This is a genomic window from Brevibacillus sp. 7WMA2, assembly GCF_010748895.1.
Lineage (GTDB): Bacteria > Bacillota > Bacilli > Brevibacillales > Brevibacillaceae > Brevibacillus_B > Brevibacillus_B halotolerans.
Map to the genome: position 1 here is coordinate 2,249,256 of NZ_CP048799.1, position 15,592 is coordinate 2,264,847.

16 protein-coding genes are annotated in these 15,592 nt (G+C 44.6%); all 16 read right to left on the bottom strand.

Annotation, left to right across the window (positions count from 1 at the left end; all coding sequences use genetic code 11):
- Positions 1-3: 3 nt before the first annotated feature.
- Positions 4-462, bottom strand: coding sequence for a ribosome maturation factor RimM (gene rimM / locus GOP56_RS08780; RefSeq protein ID WP_233882843.1), 459 nt, complete (start codon positions 460-462; stop codon positions 4-6).
- Positions 463-521: 59 nt separating this feature from the next.
- Positions 522-941 carry a YlqD family protein gene (locus tag GOP56_RS08785; RefSeq protein ID WP_003336875.1) on the bottom strand — a complete coding sequence of 140 codons (420 nt, stop codon included), beginning with the start codon at positions 939-941 and terminating at the stop codon, positions 522-524.
- 138 nt (positions 942-1,079) lie between these two features.
- Entirely contained in the window at positions 1,080-1,307 is a 228-nt protein-coding gene (locus tag GOP56_RS08790; RefSeq protein ID WP_003336874.1) for a KH domain-containing protein, read from the bottom strand.
- Positions 1,308-1,328: 21 nt separating this feature from the next.
- Positions 1,329-1,604, bottom strand: coding sequence for a 30S ribosomal protein S16 (gene rpsP, locus GOP56_RS08795; protein ID WP_003336873.1), 276 nt, complete (start codon positions 1,602-1,604; stop codon positions 1,329-1,331).
- Between the two features lie 95 nt (positions 1,605-1,699).
- Positions 1,700-3,142, bottom strand: coding sequence for a signal recognition particle protein (gene ffh / locus GOP56_RS08800; protein ID WP_003341439.1), 1,443 nt, complete (start codon positions 3,140-3,142; stop codon positions 1,700-1,702).
- A gap of 11 nt (positions 3,143-3,153) precedes the next feature.
- Positions 3,154-3,492 (bottom strand): putative DNA-binding protein, encoded by a 339-nt coding sequence (locus GOP56_RS08805; protein WP_003336871.1) that lies wholly within the window; start codon positions 3,490-3,492, stop codon positions 3,154-3,156.
- Positions 3,493-3,653: 161 nt separating this feature from the next.
- Positions 3,654-4,667, bottom strand: coding sequence for a signal recognition particle-docking protein FtsY (gene ftsY / locus GOP56_RS08810; RefSeq protein WP_003336870.1), 1,014 nt, complete (start codon positions 4,665-4,667; stop codon positions 3,654-3,656).
- Between the two features lie 71 nt (positions 4,668-4,738).
- Positions 4,739-8,311, bottom strand: a complete 3,573-nt coding sequence (gene smc, locus GOP56_RS08815) for a chromosome segregation protein SMC (protein ID WP_163245390.1) — start codon at positions 8,309-8,311, stop codon at positions 4,739-4,741.
- A 444-nt stretch (positions 8,312-8,755) separates the two neighbouring features.
- Positions 8,756-9,445 carry a ribonuclease III gene (gene rnc, locus GOP56_RS08820; RefSeq protein ID WP_003341446.1) on the bottom strand — a complete coding sequence of 230 codons (690 nt, stop codon included), beginning with the start codon at positions 9,443-9,445 and terminating at the stop codon, positions 8,756-8,758.
- A gap of 33 nt (positions 9,446-9,478) precedes the next feature.
- Entirely contained in the window at positions 9,479-10,720 is a 1,242-nt protein-coding gene (gene fabF, locus GOP56_RS08825; RefSeq protein WP_003336867.1) for a beta-ketoacyl-ACP synthase II, read from the bottom strand.
- A gap of 131 nt (positions 10,721-10,851) precedes the next feature.
- On the bottom strand, positions 10,852-11,085 hold the full coding sequence (gene acpP, locus GOP56_RS08830) for an acyl carrier protein (protein WP_003336866.1): 234 nt from the start codon (positions 11,083-11,085) through the stop codon (positions 10,852-10,854).
- A 52-nt stretch (positions 11,086-11,137) separates the two neighbouring features.
- Positions 11,138-11,878: a 3-oxoacyl-[acyl-carrier-protein] reductase gene (gene fabG / locus GOP56_RS08835; protein ID WP_174250712.1), complete on the bottom strand. Its 741-nt coding sequence runs from the start codon at positions 11,876-11,878 to the stop codon at positions 11,138-11,140.
- On the bottom strand, positions 11,878-12,834 hold the full coding sequence (gene fabD / locus GOP56_RS08840; protein WP_174250713.1) for an ACP S-malonyltransferase: 957 nt from the start codon (positions 12,832-12,834) through the stop codon (positions 11,878-11,880). The genes fabG and fabD overlap by 1 nt, the downstream gene beginning before the upstream one ends.
- 33 nt (positions 12,835-12,867) lie before the next feature.
- Positions 12,868-13,881, bottom strand: a complete 1,014-nt coding sequence (locus GOP56_RS08845; protein WP_003336862.1) for a beta-ketoacyl-ACP synthase III — start codon at positions 13,879-13,881, stop codon at positions 12,868-12,870.
- Positions 13,878-14,891: a phosphate acyltransferase PlsX gene (plsX, locus tag GOP56_RS08850; protein ID WP_003336861.1), complete on the bottom strand. Its 1,014-nt coding sequence runs from the start codon at positions 14,889-14,891 to the stop codon at positions 13,878-13,880. The genes GOP56_RS08845 and plsX overlap by 4 nt, the downstream gene beginning before the upstream one ends.
- Positions 14,892-14,923: 32 nt before the next feature.
- Complete coding sequence (fapR, locus tag GOP56_RS08855) at positions 14,924-15,490, bottom strand: transcription factor FapR (protein ID WP_003336860.1); 567 nt, start codon at positions 15,488-15,490, stop codon at positions 14,924-14,926.
- Positions 15,491-15,592: the final 102 nt, after the last annotated feature.

The window sequence follows — 15,592 nt, forward strand, 5'->3', positions numbered from 1 at the left end:
CCTCTATAGCAATCCATCCATGAGGTGGCAAATTACTTTTTTGTTCTGAACATCTACCTCTTTAATGCAATCATCAATGAAAGGTAGCATAATTTCTTTGCCCTTGTTACCTTTTACTACCCAAACGTCATTGGCACCTGGCTGTAAAACCTCTGTAATCTTGCCTAATACCTCACCTGTGTCCGTAATCACTTCGCATCCAATAAGCTGATGAATATAAAATTCGTCTTCTTCAAGCTCTAGCAATTCCGTTTCCGGAACCTTTAATTCTCCACCCTTATACTTTTCCACGTCATTAATAGATGAGTAGCCTTTAAAGGTTAAAATGGTAAAATCTTTGTGTTCGCGATACGAAGCTATTTCCACAATCACTGGTTCGGTCAAGCTTGGATGGAACAAATGTAATTTATTCCCCTTTTTAAAGCGAACATCCGGGAAATCTGTTGTAGAAACGACACGCATTTCTCCACGTAATCCCTGTGTATTAACCAATTTTCCTACTGTATAAAATTTTGGTTGTGTCACAAGCTTTTGCCTCCTTGACGTATTTCTATTACAATCCCGTCACGAATGATAATTTCAGCATCTGCCATTTTTTCATTCCAACGGTCCCCTACTTTCATTTCAACTTGACTTTTAAGGGTTTGCTGATGGAGTTCACTTTCTAAGGGAAGCCTTTCTACTTGTTCAAGTTGAATAGAAATCAGTTCCAATTTCTCACGTAGGGCTCCTTCTTCCTGATCCAACCTCTCCAGAGCCAGACGTACCCCTTCGCTTCCTCTTTTTTCAGCCTCAGCTAATATTTTTTTACGCTGGAATCGCCATTGCTCCAATTCCATATGCACATATTGTGCTTGTTTTTCATATTCTTCCCGTAATAACGCCTTAGTTTTCTCTGTCAAAACAACTTTTACATGCACCAATCTCTCAATGCTGATCATAGGAACCGCCTCCCGACAGCTAAGAAGGTTATTTCGTTGCTTTTCTTTATATAAACACATGTAGTAACACTATATTTTGCATGTGGGGTTAACACGTATGTAGATACGAAAAAAGACTGGAGAACCCCCCAGTCTTTTTTATACGATTTCAACGGTAATCCGCTTATCAGTCTGAACTGCAGCAGCCGTTACAACCGTCCGCAGGGCTTTCGCAATGCGACCTTGTTTTCCAATAATCTTACCCATATCATCTGGATGAACGGAAAGCTCGAAAACTAAGATACGCTCCTTGTCCACTGCGTTCACTTTCACATGTTCCGGATGATCCACAAGAGCTTTCGCGATCGTTTCGATCAAAGCCTTCATCTAAAGATCACCGTCCCAATCTTACTTCTTGCCGATTTTTGCTTCGTGTACTTTCGCAAGTACGCCTACTTGAGAAAGCAAGTTACGAGCTGTATCGGTAGGTTGCGCTCCGTTCATGATCCATTGAACAGCTTTCTCGCTGTCAATGTTAACCACTGCTGGTTGAGCAACTGGATTGTAATAGCCGATCTCTTCAATGAAACGACCATCACGTGGGGAACGAGAATCCGCAACTACCACACGGTAGAAAGGAGCCTTTTTAGAACCCATGCGCTTTAGACGAATTTTAACTGCCATGTTGTTCACCTCCTAAAAGAATCAACGAAAAACGTTGTATGTGTCTATATATCTGAACTATCGCCTTTATAGAGCGAAGAGAGTTCAAGCTTACATTATTTAAACGGATTAAATGGGAAATTGAAGCCACCTTTTTTATCATCGGCATCTCCGCCCATGCCACCAAACGGATCGATCGGTGCATTTCCTTTAAAAGGAAAGAATCCGCCTTTTTTCTTGCTTTTCTTTTTCATTTTGTCCGTCATGCCTGTGAATTGCTTCATCATTTTCTTCATATCCTCGAATTGCTTGATGAAACGATTCACTTCCTGGATCGTGGTTCCGCTACCAGCAGCAATACGCTTGCGGCGGTTTGCATTCATGATATCAGGGTTAGCCCGCTCTTCCTTTGTCATCGACTTCACGATGGCCTCCGTACGAGCAATTTGCTTTTCATCCACCTTTAGATCCTTCATGCCCTTCATCTTATTCATGCCAGGCAACATACCCAACAGGTCCTCAAGCGGCCCTAGCTGACGCATTTGCTGCATGGAATCCAAGAACATGTCAAAAGTGAATTCCCCTTGGCGCATTTGGCGCTCCATCTCTTTTGCTTTATCCACGTCGACGCTTTCCTGTGCTTTTTCTATCAAGCTCAGTACATCGCCCATTCCCAGAATGCGTGATGCCATACGATCTGGATGGAATGGTTCCAAAGCATCAAGCTTTTCACCCATTGCTGCGAACTTGATCGGTTTACCAGTCACTGCTTTAACAGAAAGGGCCGCACCACCGCGTGTGTCTCCATCTAGCTTAGTAAGAATCACACCTGTAAGCTCTAGTTGATTGTTAAAGCTCTCTGCTACATTAACTGCATCCTGACCAGTCATAGCATCCACAACCAACAAAATCTCATCTGGCTTTGCCACTTCACGCACTTGTTGAAGCTCTTCCATAAGAGTTTCATCAATGTGCAGTCGACCCGCCGTATCAAGAATCACATAATCGTAGTGATTTTCTTTAGCATGTTCAATCGCTTTCGTAGCGATTTCTACAGGACTTACCTGATCACCCATAGCAAATACAGGAGCACTCAATTGTTCACCTAGTACTTGTAGCTGCTTAATGGCAGCAGGGCGATAAATATCGCAAGCAACCAGCATAGGCTTACGATTTTGTTTTTGTAACAGCTTGGCCAGTTTACCGGTTGTGGTCGTTTTCCCCGCACCTTGTAGACCAACCATCATAATAACAGTCGGTGGTCGGTTAGAGACAGCCAGCTTGGAGACGTTACCGCCCATAAGCTCAGTCAGCTCTTCATTTACCACTTTAATAACCATTTGTCCTGGCGTTAAGCTTTTCAAAACATCTTGTCCAACTGCACGTTCCTTGACCCGAGCAACAAATTGTTTCACGACTTTAAAGTTAACGTCTGCTTCCAATAAAGCCAGACGCACTTCCCGCATCGCCTCATTCACGATGGTTTCGTCGATTTTACCTCTGCCACGCAGCTTATCAAAGGCGCCCTGCAATCGGCTTGCCAAGCTTTCAAATGCCATATGTGCCCCTCCTAATCCATCTCTGACAGTTGGCGGAGCAAGATAAGCAATTCCTCTCTCGTATCGTCCCCACCTGTGGCCTCTACCAGATTGATCATCATTCTCACAACCTCTTGACGCTGTTCATACTTCGCTGTTAGCTTCAGCTTTTCGTCATATTCATAAAGCTGCTTTTCAGCTCGCTTGATATGATCATAAACGGCTTGTCGGCTTACTTCATGCATTTCTGCAATCTCGCTTAACGATAGATCATCCAGGTAGTAAAGCTCAAGGTATTCACGTTGCTTTCCTTTTAACAGAGAAGCATAGAAGTCAAATAAGAGATTCACTTGATTCGTTTTTTCCAGCATGGAACCAATCCTTTACAGTTAGATCGGTTGCTACTGTGTAAAGTTTTTTTCCTTTACAGAGCCAAGTAATATACTATACAATCCTGCGCCTACTGTCAAGTCTTTTTGTTGACATTAATTTTTTCAAGATCTATTCTGCAAAAACAGCGCTCGTAAGCTTGCTATTCTTGCTCGGATTCAGCTTCCTGCTCTGTCTCTTTTTCAATCAAGCCAGCAAACAAAGCATGAACGAATTGTTCTGGATCAAAGGCTTGTAAATCATCCATTTTTTCACCCAAACCTACATATTTCACCGGTATATCCAGCTCATTGCGGATAGCAATAACGATACCGCCCTTCGCTGTCCCGTCTAGCTTGGTCAAGACAATACCTGTCACGCCAGCGGATTCTCCAAAAGCCTTAGCTTGGTTCATAGCGTTCTGTCCAGTCGTCGCATCCAGAACCAGCAATACTTCATGAGGAGCATCTGGGATTTCACGTTGTAGGACACGGAAGATTTTATTTAGCTCTTCCATTAGATTCACCTTGTTTTGCAAACGACCTGCTGTGTCGCAGAGAAGAACATCTGCCTTACGTGACTTAGCCGCTTGTACCGCATCATAGATAACGGCTGCCGGATCAGCGCCCTGCTGGTGCTTAATCACATCTACACCAACACGGTCGCCCCAAACCTCCAACTGTTCAATCGCAGCAGCACGGAAGGTATCCCCTGCTGCCAAAACTACTTTTTTTCCTTGTTGTTTAAACATATGAGCCATTTTACCAATCGTAGTGGTTTTTCCTACACCATTAACCCCTACGAATAACACAACGTTTAAACGTCCTTCCTCTATCTGTAGTGCCGTATTGTGGGCTTCATCGTTGCGTAATAGGTTAACTAGCTTTTCCGATAGAATCGGTTGCAAGTCTAAGGCATTCTCGATTTTGTGCTTGCGAACCTCTCCTCGCAAATCATCAACGAGCTCCATCACCGTATTTACGCCTACATCGGCTGCTATTAGAATCTCTTCTAGCTCCTCGAAGAAATCCTCATCAATTTTTTTGTAGCGACGGACTAAATCCTCTACTTTCTCTACTAAAAGATCTCTTGTTTTGGTTAACCCATCCGTAAACTTCTGCGTTACCTCTTCTGATTTTTTTACGATGGAATCACGAAGTTTTTTAAAAAAGCTCACAACTGACCCTCCTTGAATGTTGTCTGTTTGTTTTGGTGAATCGGCGAGTCTTAAAAGACTACAAATACGATCTATGAAGCGGATTCAATCAGTTTTTTCGTATCTTCAAGCTTAACAGACACCAGCTTGGAAACGCCGCCTTCCTGCATAGTGATACCGTACAGGACATCAGCACTCTCCATAGTTCCTTTCCGATGTGTGACACAAATAAACTGGGTCTCGCCGCTAAATTGATGCATATATTCGGCAAAGCGGCTAACATTGGCTTCATCCAGCGCAGCCTCTACCTCATCTAATACACAGAATGGCACTGGCTTCACGCGCAGGATAGCAAATAAGAGAGCCATAGCTGTTAATGCGCGTTCTCCCCCAGATAATAACGCTAAATTTTGTAGTTTTTTACCCGGCGGTTGGGCTACAATATCAATCCCTGTTTCCAGTAATCGATCTGGTTGTGACAACAGCAGATCCGCCCTACCTCCTCCAAATAACTGCACAAATACATCTTGGAATTGAACTCGAATCTCATCAAATGTCTGTTGGAAGCGGCGTGACATCTCTGTGTCCATTTCAGCAATCACCTGATAGAGCATTTCTTTTGCCTCTATTAGGTCCTCTTCTTGTTTCCGCAAGAAATCCAACCTCTCTGCTAGGCGATCAAACTCTTCAATTGCACCTAAATGAACGGTTCCGAGTGCAGCTATTTGCTTCTTCAATCCATTAACGATTCCCTGCTGCTCAGCAATCTCTCCCAACGGAGGATATTTTTGCTTAGCGAGATCAAAGCTTAGCTCGTACTCTTCTGATAGTTTGTTTAGCAAATGATCTAATTCTACTTCATACCGGTTTCCCTTTACTTCTTCGGCATGCAGCTTCTCTTCAAGTGCTTTTACTTGTTTACGAATCTCTTTAACCTCAAGCTCCAATTGCTCCTGCTTAGCAAATAGACTCGATCGATCTCCACGCCGTTCGGAAATCAGATTGGCTACACGATCCTTATCCTGACGAAGCTCAGAAATTTTTTCATCCAGCTCTCCAAAAAAGGAATCATTATTATCATCTAGGCTATGCAGATCCATCAAAGCCTGATTTGCTTCTTCCCATTCCTTTGTCAATAAGGTACGTTGTTCACGTAAACGCTCCACTTGTTCGATTCGAGAAGCATGCTCCTGCTTTACTTGTGCCACGAGGACCTTCAGACTGGTAATCTGCTCATTCATTTCTTCCTTGCTGAGCATATGCTCTTTTCGTCTTGTTTCGGCTGTAGCGATGGCAGTTGTGAGCAAATGCTCTTCTTCCTCTAGCACCTTCAATTGCTGGCTAAGTTCTGTCAGCTTATGCTGAGCATCATTCATCTCTTTTTGATAAAGAGCCATATCCTGATCAAGTACAGCCATACGCTCCCGTAAGGATTTTCCAGATAACTCCGCTTGTTGCAGCAACCCTTTTAATTCCTGTTCACGTAAGCGAAGAACCTCTCCTTGTTCACGCAGCTTTTCCTGTTGCTCTTCTGCTTGTTTCGCTGTCTCTGTAACAGCTTCAATGCTAGCCTTCTTCTGTGCAATTTCATTTTGCAAGGTATCTAACATGCCTTCTAGCTCTTCTACCTGACGGTTGCGGCCTAGAAGATTTGCATTGTTCTTCTTCACAGCTCCGCCCGTCATAGAACCGCCTGCATTAACGATATCACCATCTAGCGTGACCACCCGATAGCGGTAATGGCAGCTTCTGGCTACACGGTTTGCCTGCTCCAATGTTTCTGTAATAATGACATTGCCAAGCATAGACTCGACAACAGCCCGATAGGCTTCATCAAAGGAGACAAGACGACTGGCAATGCCTACCACTCCGCTTTCATTGCGCAATTGGCGTTCATCTTCACTAGTAAGGGAACGAGAACGAATGACCGATAGTGGTAAGAAGGTAGCACGGCCCAGATTATGTCGTTTCAGGTAGCCAATCGCTTCACGCCCCGCTGCTTCATCATTTACGACTACATTTTGCAGGGCTCCTCCCAAAGCAACCTCAATAGCAGTTTCCACCTTGCGCGGCACTGTCATGAGCTCGGCAACTGCTCCATGGATTCCCTTCATGCCTTTTTCACGAGCGCGTAGGATTTCTTTAACCCCCTGCTGGAAGCCCGCGAAATCATGCTGCATCTCTTTTAATAGGTCTAGCCTAGAGCGCGTAGCTTCGCGTTGCTGTTCAAGACGGCGAATCTCCATTTCAGCCTCTTCGATTTGTTGCTCTTGTCCACGGGTTTGGGCCATGAGTTCACGGAAACGGGTTAGCGTTCCATTTAGCTTTTGCTCAATTGTTGCAAGCTCAGCGGCATGCCCTTCCCCTGTATTTAGCTGAGTAGATTCTTCACTAACTAGGCGATCTCGGTCTGCCTGCAAACGCTCCATTCGTGCCTTGCTGGTATCACGCGTCTGTTCCTGATGCCGAATATCATTACGGAGGCGAGCCATTTCATTAAGCTTGTCGAAGTAATCGCTTTTCAGCTTCTCCAGATCATCTGTCAACCCACGCACGACCACTTGGAATTCAGATTCCGCCTTCTTGAGCTTTCCTTCTGCTTCTCGCATCTTTCCCTTGGCTTCTTCTCGGCGTGCTTCTTCCGCTGTCAGCTCTTCCTCTATGACATGCTGCTTCTCGGTTAATCGGTGCATTTGCTCCATCGTTTGCTTACGATTCGCTTCTAGATTTCTTTTGCGCTCCCGCAATACCTCACGGCGGCCCTCTACCTTCTCCGCCTCTTCACTCACCGTAAGCAAAACCTGCTGTAGCTCTTCAATTGATTCGTCAATCTGATTAACCTTGTAGCGGGCCTGCTCTAGCTCCGCTTCTTGCTGCCCTGCTTGCGCGGCACGCTTGGCTAATTGATTTTCTAAATCAGCAGATTGTCTTTTCGTTTCCTCCCATTTGACATGCGTCTGCTCGATTTGCTGCACGTAGAGAGCTACCTCATGCTGGACAAGCTTTTCATGTAAGCCTTTATAGGTCTTGGCTTTTTCCGCCTGCTCCTGCAAAGGACCTACTTGCTCTTCTACCTCATTGCGAATATCATAAATACGCACTAAATTTTGGGTTGTTTCATCCAGTTTCTTTTCTGCTTCCCGCTTGCGAGACTTATATTTTACAATTCCGGCTGCTTCTTCAAAAATGCCCCGGCGATCTTCTGATTTCGTGCTCAGTATTTCTTCGATTCGGCCTTGGCCAATGATAGAGTAGGCCTCTTTTCCTACACCTGTATCCATAAACAGTTCCATGATATCCTTTAATCGGCAGGAACGCTTATTAATAGAATAGTCGCTGTCCCCTGAACGATAGACTCGACGTGTTACGGTCACTTCGGAGTATTCGGTATCCAAAGAGCCATCCGAGTTATCTAGGGTTAAAGATACTTCCGCGAAATTTACCGGTTTGCGCGTATCGCTACCGGCAAAAATAATATCCTCCATCTTGGAGCCGCGCAGCGATTTAGCGCTTTGTTCACCAAGCACCCAACGAATCGCGTCCGATACATTACTCTTGCCGCTCCCGTTTGGACCAACTACCGCAGTCACTCCCGGTACAAACTCCAATTCGGTCCGGTCTGCAAACGACTTAAAGCCGATCAGTTCCAACCGTTTTAAATACATGATAATCTCCCCTAAACATACTCAATCCTCTTTAACTCTCCTAGTTTATCATAGATGACCCATTTGGCGTAGGGTGACTTGGGAAATACCTGATTTTCTGTATTTGTAGAAAAACGAAAAATCGATAGTAGGAATGAACACAAAAAGGCCCTTACTTTGTTTTCAGCCAAAGTAGGGACCTACGATTCCTTCTAATCAAACCATGCTTCTATTCAAATTGCCCTGCACTTTGCTACTTATTCATTCGTTAATGGTACTTTCCAATTAATACTGCGGTCTACCACAAGCGTTTCATCGAACCCTGTTTCTCGAAAAAACGTACATATGATTGCAAAATCATTTGCAAATAACTTTTTCAGTTTCAGTAAAAAACTAGGCTTCTACCTTGTAGAACACACAAAGTAGAAACCTAGTTTTTTAACATGCTTTCAGCTATTTATTACGTTACGCTTTCGTTTCAATTTTCATGAGAGCAAGTGCAGCAGCGCGTTGTTCTGCTTCTTTCTTGGAACGACCGGAGCCTACTCCCAACTGATTTCCATTCAATATCACTTCGGATACGAACTCACGGTTGTGGGCAGGTCCTCTCTCCTGCAAAATGCGATAAATGATTTCTCCCAAGCTGTCCTGTTGAACAAGCTCTTGCAATTGACTTTTAAAATCGGTCACTTGTGTAAATTCACCTTTATCAATGCGCGGATACACATATTTTTCTAGGAATTGAAAAACCGCATCCAAGCCTTGATCAAGGTACAAAGCGCCGACAAAGGCTTCAAAAACGTCAGCAAGGAGAGCTGGTCGTTGTCGCCCACCTGTAAGCTCCTCGCCTTTTCCCAATAGCACCAGTTCACCAAACTGAAGCAACTCTGCAAACTTAACGAGTGACGGTTCACATACGATCGCCGCACGAAGCTTGGTCATTTCACCTTCACTCATTTTCGGGAACATTTTGTAGAGAAATTGGGAGACCGTTAGCTCCAACACCGCATCGCCTAGAAATTCTAGGCGTTCGTTGTCGGAAATCCGTTTGCCCCTTTGCTCGTTCACATAGGAAGAATGGGTGAATGCTTGCCGCATCAAGGACTCATCAGTAAATACGATTCCGATTTTTTCTTGCAGCTCTTTAAAATTCATCCCTCTTTCACCTTCCCTCACCGAATGCATGCTCTACTCCGCATAACGTTTTAAAAGAATGGTCGCATTATGCCCACCAAAGCCAAATGTGTTAGACAAAGCATATTCTACCTTTGCCTCTCTCGCTTTGTTTGGTACATAATCCAGATCGCATTCCGGGTCAGGGTTCTCTAAGTTGATGGTTGGAGGTAAAATCTGATCACGCAGGGCATAAGCTGACGCCATCGCTTCGATAGCTCCTGTCGCTCCCAACAAATGACCTGTCATTGATTTGGTAGAACTCACAGCTAGCTTGTAGGCGTGCTCACCAAACAGGCTCTTAATTGCTTTTGTTTCAGCCACATCACCGGCTGGAGTAGATGTACCATGTGCATTGATGTAGTCCACTTGCTCTGGAGATACACCCGCATCCTTTAACGTATTTAACATACAGCGTCGGGCACCGTCTCCATTTTCATCCGGAGCAGTAATATGGAACGCATCAGCGCTCATACCATAGCCAACTACCTCGGCAATAATGGTTGCTCCACGCTGTTTAGCATGCTCTAGCTCTTCCAAAACCAATACTCCAGCACCTTCACCCATAACAAAACCATCTCGACCTTGATCAAAAGGGCGACTTGCCTTTTGTGGCTCGTCATTGCGAGTAGACATTGCCTTTAATGAACAAAAACCAGCCATACCCATCGGACGAATTGTCGCTTCTGTACCACCTGTAATCATAGCATCAGCTTGACCGAACTGAATGAGACGGAAAGCGTCACCAATTGAATTCGTACCTGTTGCACATGCAGTGATTGCACTCGAGGTTGGACCCTTTGCACCTAGCTCGATAGAAGCAATTCCAGAAGCCATGTTAGCGATTAGCATAGGAATAAAGAACGGACTAACGCGACGCGGACCCTTCTCCATCAAAATTTGATGTTGTTCTTCCCATGTACTAAGTCCACCTATTCCTGAACCAATATAGACACCGATACGCTCAGCATTCTCCTCAGTAATGGTCAAATTTGCGTTTTTCACCGCTTCCTTCGCTGCTGCTAGACCAAACTGCACGAAACGATCCATCCGACGTGCTTCTCGTTTGTCCATATATTGTTCGGGATCAAAATCTTTAACTTCTGCTGCAATTTTTGTAGGATAATCGGTTGGGTCAAAATTCTCAATCCGGCTGATCCCTGATTTACCTGCAAGCAGGTTCTTCCAAAGAGTTTCTGGGTCTTTTCCAAGTGCGGTTATACACCCAAAACCCGTAATGACTACTCTACGTCTCATGTTCATTCACCTCTATATAAATCAGCTTGCGCATCCTAGCTTAACATTATTAGTAACGTATCGTTTGTTGAAAAAATCACTTATTTGCGTAAAGGGAGAAGCCCCGTCGAAACGGAGCCCCTCCTTAGCGATTACTTGTGGGAAGATATGTAATTAACTACTTCACCCACAGTAGTAATTTTTTCTGCATCTTCATCAGAGATCTCTAGGTCGAACTCGTCTTCTAATTCCATAACAAGCTCAACAACATCAAGGGAGTCTGCCCCTAGATCTTCTTTGAAAGAAGCTTCTAACGTTACTTTATCTTCGTCTACGCCTAAACGGTCAATGACGATTTTCTTAACACGATCAAGAATTTCTGCCACTTACTTCACCCCCTCTCACGTATTATACGGGATGTCTCTTGTAAAAACCAGTTTACATATACATACCGCCGTCTACATGTAAGGTTTGTCCTGTCATGTAGCTTGAGGCATCAGATGCTAGGAAAAGTGCCACACTAGAAATTTCGTCAGCCGATCCAAGACGGTTAAATGGAATCTGTGCTAAAATTCCACTCTTAACGTCTTCCGGTAGAACATCTGTCATATCAGTGTCAACAAATCCCGGAGCAATCGCATTTACCTTAATGTTTCTGGAAGCGAGTTCACGAGCAGTGGTTTTGGTTAAACCAATGACTCCAGCCTTGGCAGCCACATAGTTAGCCTGTCCTGCGTTACCTAATACACCTACAACCGATGTAATATTGATAATGCTTCCGCTGCGCTGTTTCATCATTGGACGAGTCAACGCTTTTGTCATATTAAATACGCCTTTTAAATTGACGTTGATAACCTCATCCCATTCTGACTCTTTCATGCGCATTAAGAGATTATCCCTAGTAATTCCTGCGTTATTTACGAGAATATCAATTTTTCCAAAGCGCTCTAGCGCTGCTTTTACCATATTCTCCGCTTCTTCTGTATTTCCTACATTGGCGCGGATCATAATTGCTTCACGACCCAATTTTTCGATCTCAGCTACTGTTTCCTGAGCTTTCGCTTCGTTTCCTGAATAATTAACGATAATATTGGCGCCAGCTTCCGCATATTTTAGTGCGATGGCACGACCGATACCACGAGAAGCCCCTGTAATCAAAGCTACTTTACCTTCTAACATTAACATGCTTCTCCTCCTCCAACGAATTCAGTAAGTGAATCCATGTCTTGCAGGCTAAAGATTTTTATGTTGGCTTCTTTTGGTGCAATTTTTTTCACCAAACCAGCTAATACTTTTCCGGGACCGATCTCAATAAACGTAGTGACGCCTTGCTCGATCATCCAAGCAACTGAATCCTCCCAAAGAACAGGAGAAGATACCTGTTCAACCAAGCTCGTAGCAATTTCGCTAGAATTCGTCACAGGACGTGCTGCAACATTCGTCACTACTGGTACATTGGCATCGTTTATTTCGATATCTGCTAAAACAGCCTGTAAAAGCTCAGCCGCTGGTTGCATCAAGGAAGAATGGAAAGGTCCGCTAACATTTAGTGGCATGACGCGCTTAGCGCCCGCTTCTTTTGCCAGTACTCCCGCTTTCTCTACACCTTCAGCACTACCTGAAATGACAATTTGCCCTGGGCAATTCATATTTGCAAGCTGAACAGGGTATCCGGCTTCGGTAACTTGTTCACATATGCCTCGCAACTTTTGGCGATCCATATTAAGAACGGCCGCCATAGCCCCTTGACCAGCAGGCACTGCTTGTTCCATATATTGTCCACGTGCACGCACGGTTCTCACAGCATCGGTAAAGCTGATTGCTCCTGCGGCTACCAATGCAGAATATTCGCCCAAACTGTGTCCTGCCACGAAATCTGGCTTCAGATCAGGGCATTTTTCTTGTAAAACCTTAAGAACAGCAACGCTCATGGTCAAAATAGCTGGCTGCGTATTTACTGTCAAACGCAGCTCCTCTTCAGGTCCTTCGTAGCAAAGATGTGAAAGCGAGAAACCTAGTGCTTCATCCGCCTGACTAAAAATCGCTTTTGCCGCTGATGATTCTTCACATAACTGCGCTCCCATTCCAACAAACTGAGAGCCTTGTCCTGGAAAAACAAATGCTAGTTTATTCAAATCCATTCGACTCCAATCCCTGTGTACTTCGTATTATTCGCCGTTTTGCTCACGTGTGCACCATGTGAGCAGTGCTGCTCCCCAAGTCAAGCCGCCACCAAAGCCAACGAGAATAACATTGTCTCCTTCTTTAACTCTTCCCGCTTGGATAGCTTCATCCAACGCAACGGGAATAGAGGCAGACGACATATTTCCATAGCGATCTAAGTTAATTACCACTTTATCCTCTGACAAACCAAAACGTTTCACAGCCGAATCAATGATACGTAAATTTGCTTGATGTGGTACCAAGAGATCGATTGCTTCCTTTTCTAGTCCTGCTTTTGTTAACACGGTGTCAGTTGCACTGTTCATGACTCGTACAGCAAATTTAAAAACCTCATTGCCAGTCATGGTCAAATAGTGCATTTTGTTCTCTACGGTTTCTTTTGTAACTGGGTAACGAGAACCGCCACCTGGGAGAGATAGCAACTTAGCACCTGATCCATCCGCACCTAGATCAAAGGCTTTAAAGCCCATTCCCTCTGGAACAGGACCAAGAACAGCCGCTCCTGCACCGTCACCAAACAGTACGCATGTATTACGATCTTCATAGTTTGTGATTTTGGATAATGACTCTACCCCGATAACCAGCACATAACGATACATGCCGTTCGCGATAAATTGTGTAGCAGTCGTCACCCCGTAAATGAATCCCGTGCATGCTGCGGAAAGGTCGATAGCCGAGGCTTTCTTAGCACCCAATCTTTCTTGTAATATGCATGATGTAGATGGAAAGGAATGGTCTGGAGTTACTGTTGCCACAATAATCATGTCAATGTCTTCAGCACTGATGTTTGCCTTGTTCAGCGCTCTCACGGCAGCTTCATAGGCTAGGTCTGAAGAAGCTTGATCTTCCGCACAAATTCGACGTTCACGAATCCCTGTACGAGAGGTAATCCATTCGTCAGAGGTTTCCACCATCTTTTCCAAATCGGCATTACTTAACACTTTATCAGGTGTATAGGAGCCTGTTGCCAGGATTCCTACAGGACGTAATCCATTCATTCTTTTTCCCCTTTTCCGCTATGATCGATCTGTAGCTCCTTTAAGATGAGCTGATTGACATCAGACTTGCAAAAACGCGCCGCTGCTAGCAGGGCATTTTTAAATGCTTTTGCATCGGATGAACCATGCGCCTTAAAGACAGGTCGTTTCAATCCAAGCATCGGAGCACCACCGTACTCTGCATAGTCCATGCGGTTAGCAAAACGTTTTAGACTTGGCTTTAAAATGGCAGCAGCCAGTTTATTCATGAAGGTTGAGGTAAGCTCACGCTTCAACTGAGAGAAAATAGCTAAAGCCGTTCCCTCTGTATTTTTCAATAAAATGTTGCCAGAGAAGCCCTCACATACTAGTACGTCGCAAGCATCCTCTAGTAAATCTCGCGCTTCTACGTTCCCAATAAAATGGACCGGACTCTCCTTTAGCAAGGGAAAGGTGCTTTTAGCCAGTTCATTCCCTTTTGCTTCTTCTGTACCGACATTTAGTAGACCAACGCGTGGCTTTTTTATGCCTAACACTTTTTCTACATATAGGCTACCCATAATAGCATATTGCACGAGGTGCTGGGGTTTCGCATCCATATTGGCGCCAACGTCAAGCACCAATGTAACGCCACCCTTGATTTTGGGAATCATCGCAGCTAGAGCCGGACGTTCAATTCCCTTCATGCGTCCCGTAATCAATAAGCCTGCTGTCATCAATGCTCCGGTGTTACCAGCAGAAATGACCGCCTCTACTTCCTCTTGACGCGCTAGTTCTACTGCTTTTACTAAAGAAGAATCTTTTTTACGGCGCACAGCTTTGACCGGTTCTTCATCTGTTGCTATTTTTTCTGTTGTATGTAAAATCTCAATATTAGATGGACGGGGTGTAGGCAGATAGCTGCCAATAGCTGATTCATCCCCAACTAAAACAATTTGTAAGGAGGGTTCAACAGCGATAGCCTCCAAAGCGCCTTCTACGGCACTGCGGGGTGCATGGTCGCCCCCCATGGCATCAAGTGAAATACGCAAGTACAATTCCCTCCTGTTTTTTCCTGACCTTACTACTCACGGATACGAAAAACTCTAAACGTAGCAGTAAACACATTTTCCCCTTGAACCTTCGTTTCGACGCGCACCTTGCTTTCGTCCCCTTCCGTAGAACGAACCACAGCCTTAGCAACCAGCTTCTCGCCTTGCTTCACAGGCCGAATAAAACGCATGCGGGCTGTAGCCGTTAAAGCAACATCCGCGTCGATAACAGCAACCGCCAGGGAGTTTGCTTGAGCAAAGATATAATGCCCACGAGCAATCTGTGTTCGAGTAAACACATACTCCTCTGTTATTTCTAAGACAGAAATTCCATAATCATCCAGTTGCAGATCTATTACTTCGCCAATCACCTCTTCAATTCCTAGTGATTTGACTGGATCCAAACTTTTCTCTGCAACAGATTTAATCCGTTCACGTAATTCCGGTATGCCTAGCTCTAAACGATCCAGCCGTATTGTTTGGATGCTAACATCAAACATCGCGGCCAAATCTTCATCCGTAGCGAATGGATTTCGTTCTAGACTATCCACGAGCTGTCTTTGACGATCTCTCTTAGCTATGCGAGCGATTTTCGGCACCCCCCTTAGCTTTTTCTATCTATGCTTACGAGTTGTTTTTAATACCAGGTACTAAATTAGTATACGGGAGGGAGGCTATTTTTACAACCCTATTCATAAAAA

What these genes read in the sequence shown, in the direction of transcription:
- fabF (WP_003336867.1), bottom strand. Translation starts at nt 10,720, where the DNA reads ATGAGACGTAGAGTAGTCATTACGGGTTTTGGGTGTATAACCGCACTT.
- GOP56_RS08805 (WP_003336871.1), bottom strand. Translation starts at nt 3,492, where the DNA reads ATGCTGGAAAAAACGAATCAAGTGAATCTCTTATTTGACTTCTATGCT.
- GOP56_RS08785 (WP_003336875.1), bottom strand. Translation starts at nt 941, where the DNA reads ATGATCAGCATTGAGAGATTGGTGCATGTAAAAGTTGTTTTGACAGAG.
- rpsP (WP_003336873.1), bottom strand. Translation starts at nt 1,604, where the DNA reads ATGGCAGTTAAAATTCGTCTAAAGCGCATGGGTTCTAAAAAGGCTCCT.
- fabG (WP_174250712.1), bottom strand. Translation starts at nt 11,878, where the DNA reads ATGTTAGAAGGTAAAGTAGCTTTGATTACAGGGGCTTCTCGTGGTATC.
- rimM (WP_233882843.1), bottom strand. Translation starts at nt 462, where the DNA reads ATGCGTGTCGTTTCTACAACAGATTTCCCGGATGTTCGCTTTAAAAAG.
- rnc (WP_003341446.1), bottom strand. Translation starts at nt 9,445, where the DNA reads ATGAATTTTAAAGAGCTGCAAGAAAAAATCGGAATCGTATTTACTGAT.
- ffh (WP_003341439.1), bottom strand. Translation starts at nt 3,142, where the DNA reads ATGGCATTTGAAAGCTTGGCAAGCCGATTGCAGGGCGCCTTTGATAAG.
- GOP56_RS08790 (WP_003336874.1), bottom strand. Translation starts at nt 1,307, where the DNA reads ATGAAGGCTTTGATCGAAACGATCGCGAAAGCTCTTGTGGATCATCCG.
- GOP56_RS08845 (WP_003336862.1), bottom strand. Translation starts at nt 13,881, where the DNA reads ATGAATGGATTACGTCCTGTAGGAATCCTGGCAACAGGCTCCTATACA.
- smc (WP_163245390.1), bottom strand. Translation starts at nt 8,311, where the DNA reads ATGTATTTAAAACGGTTGGAACTGATCGGCTTTAAGTCGTTTGCAGAC.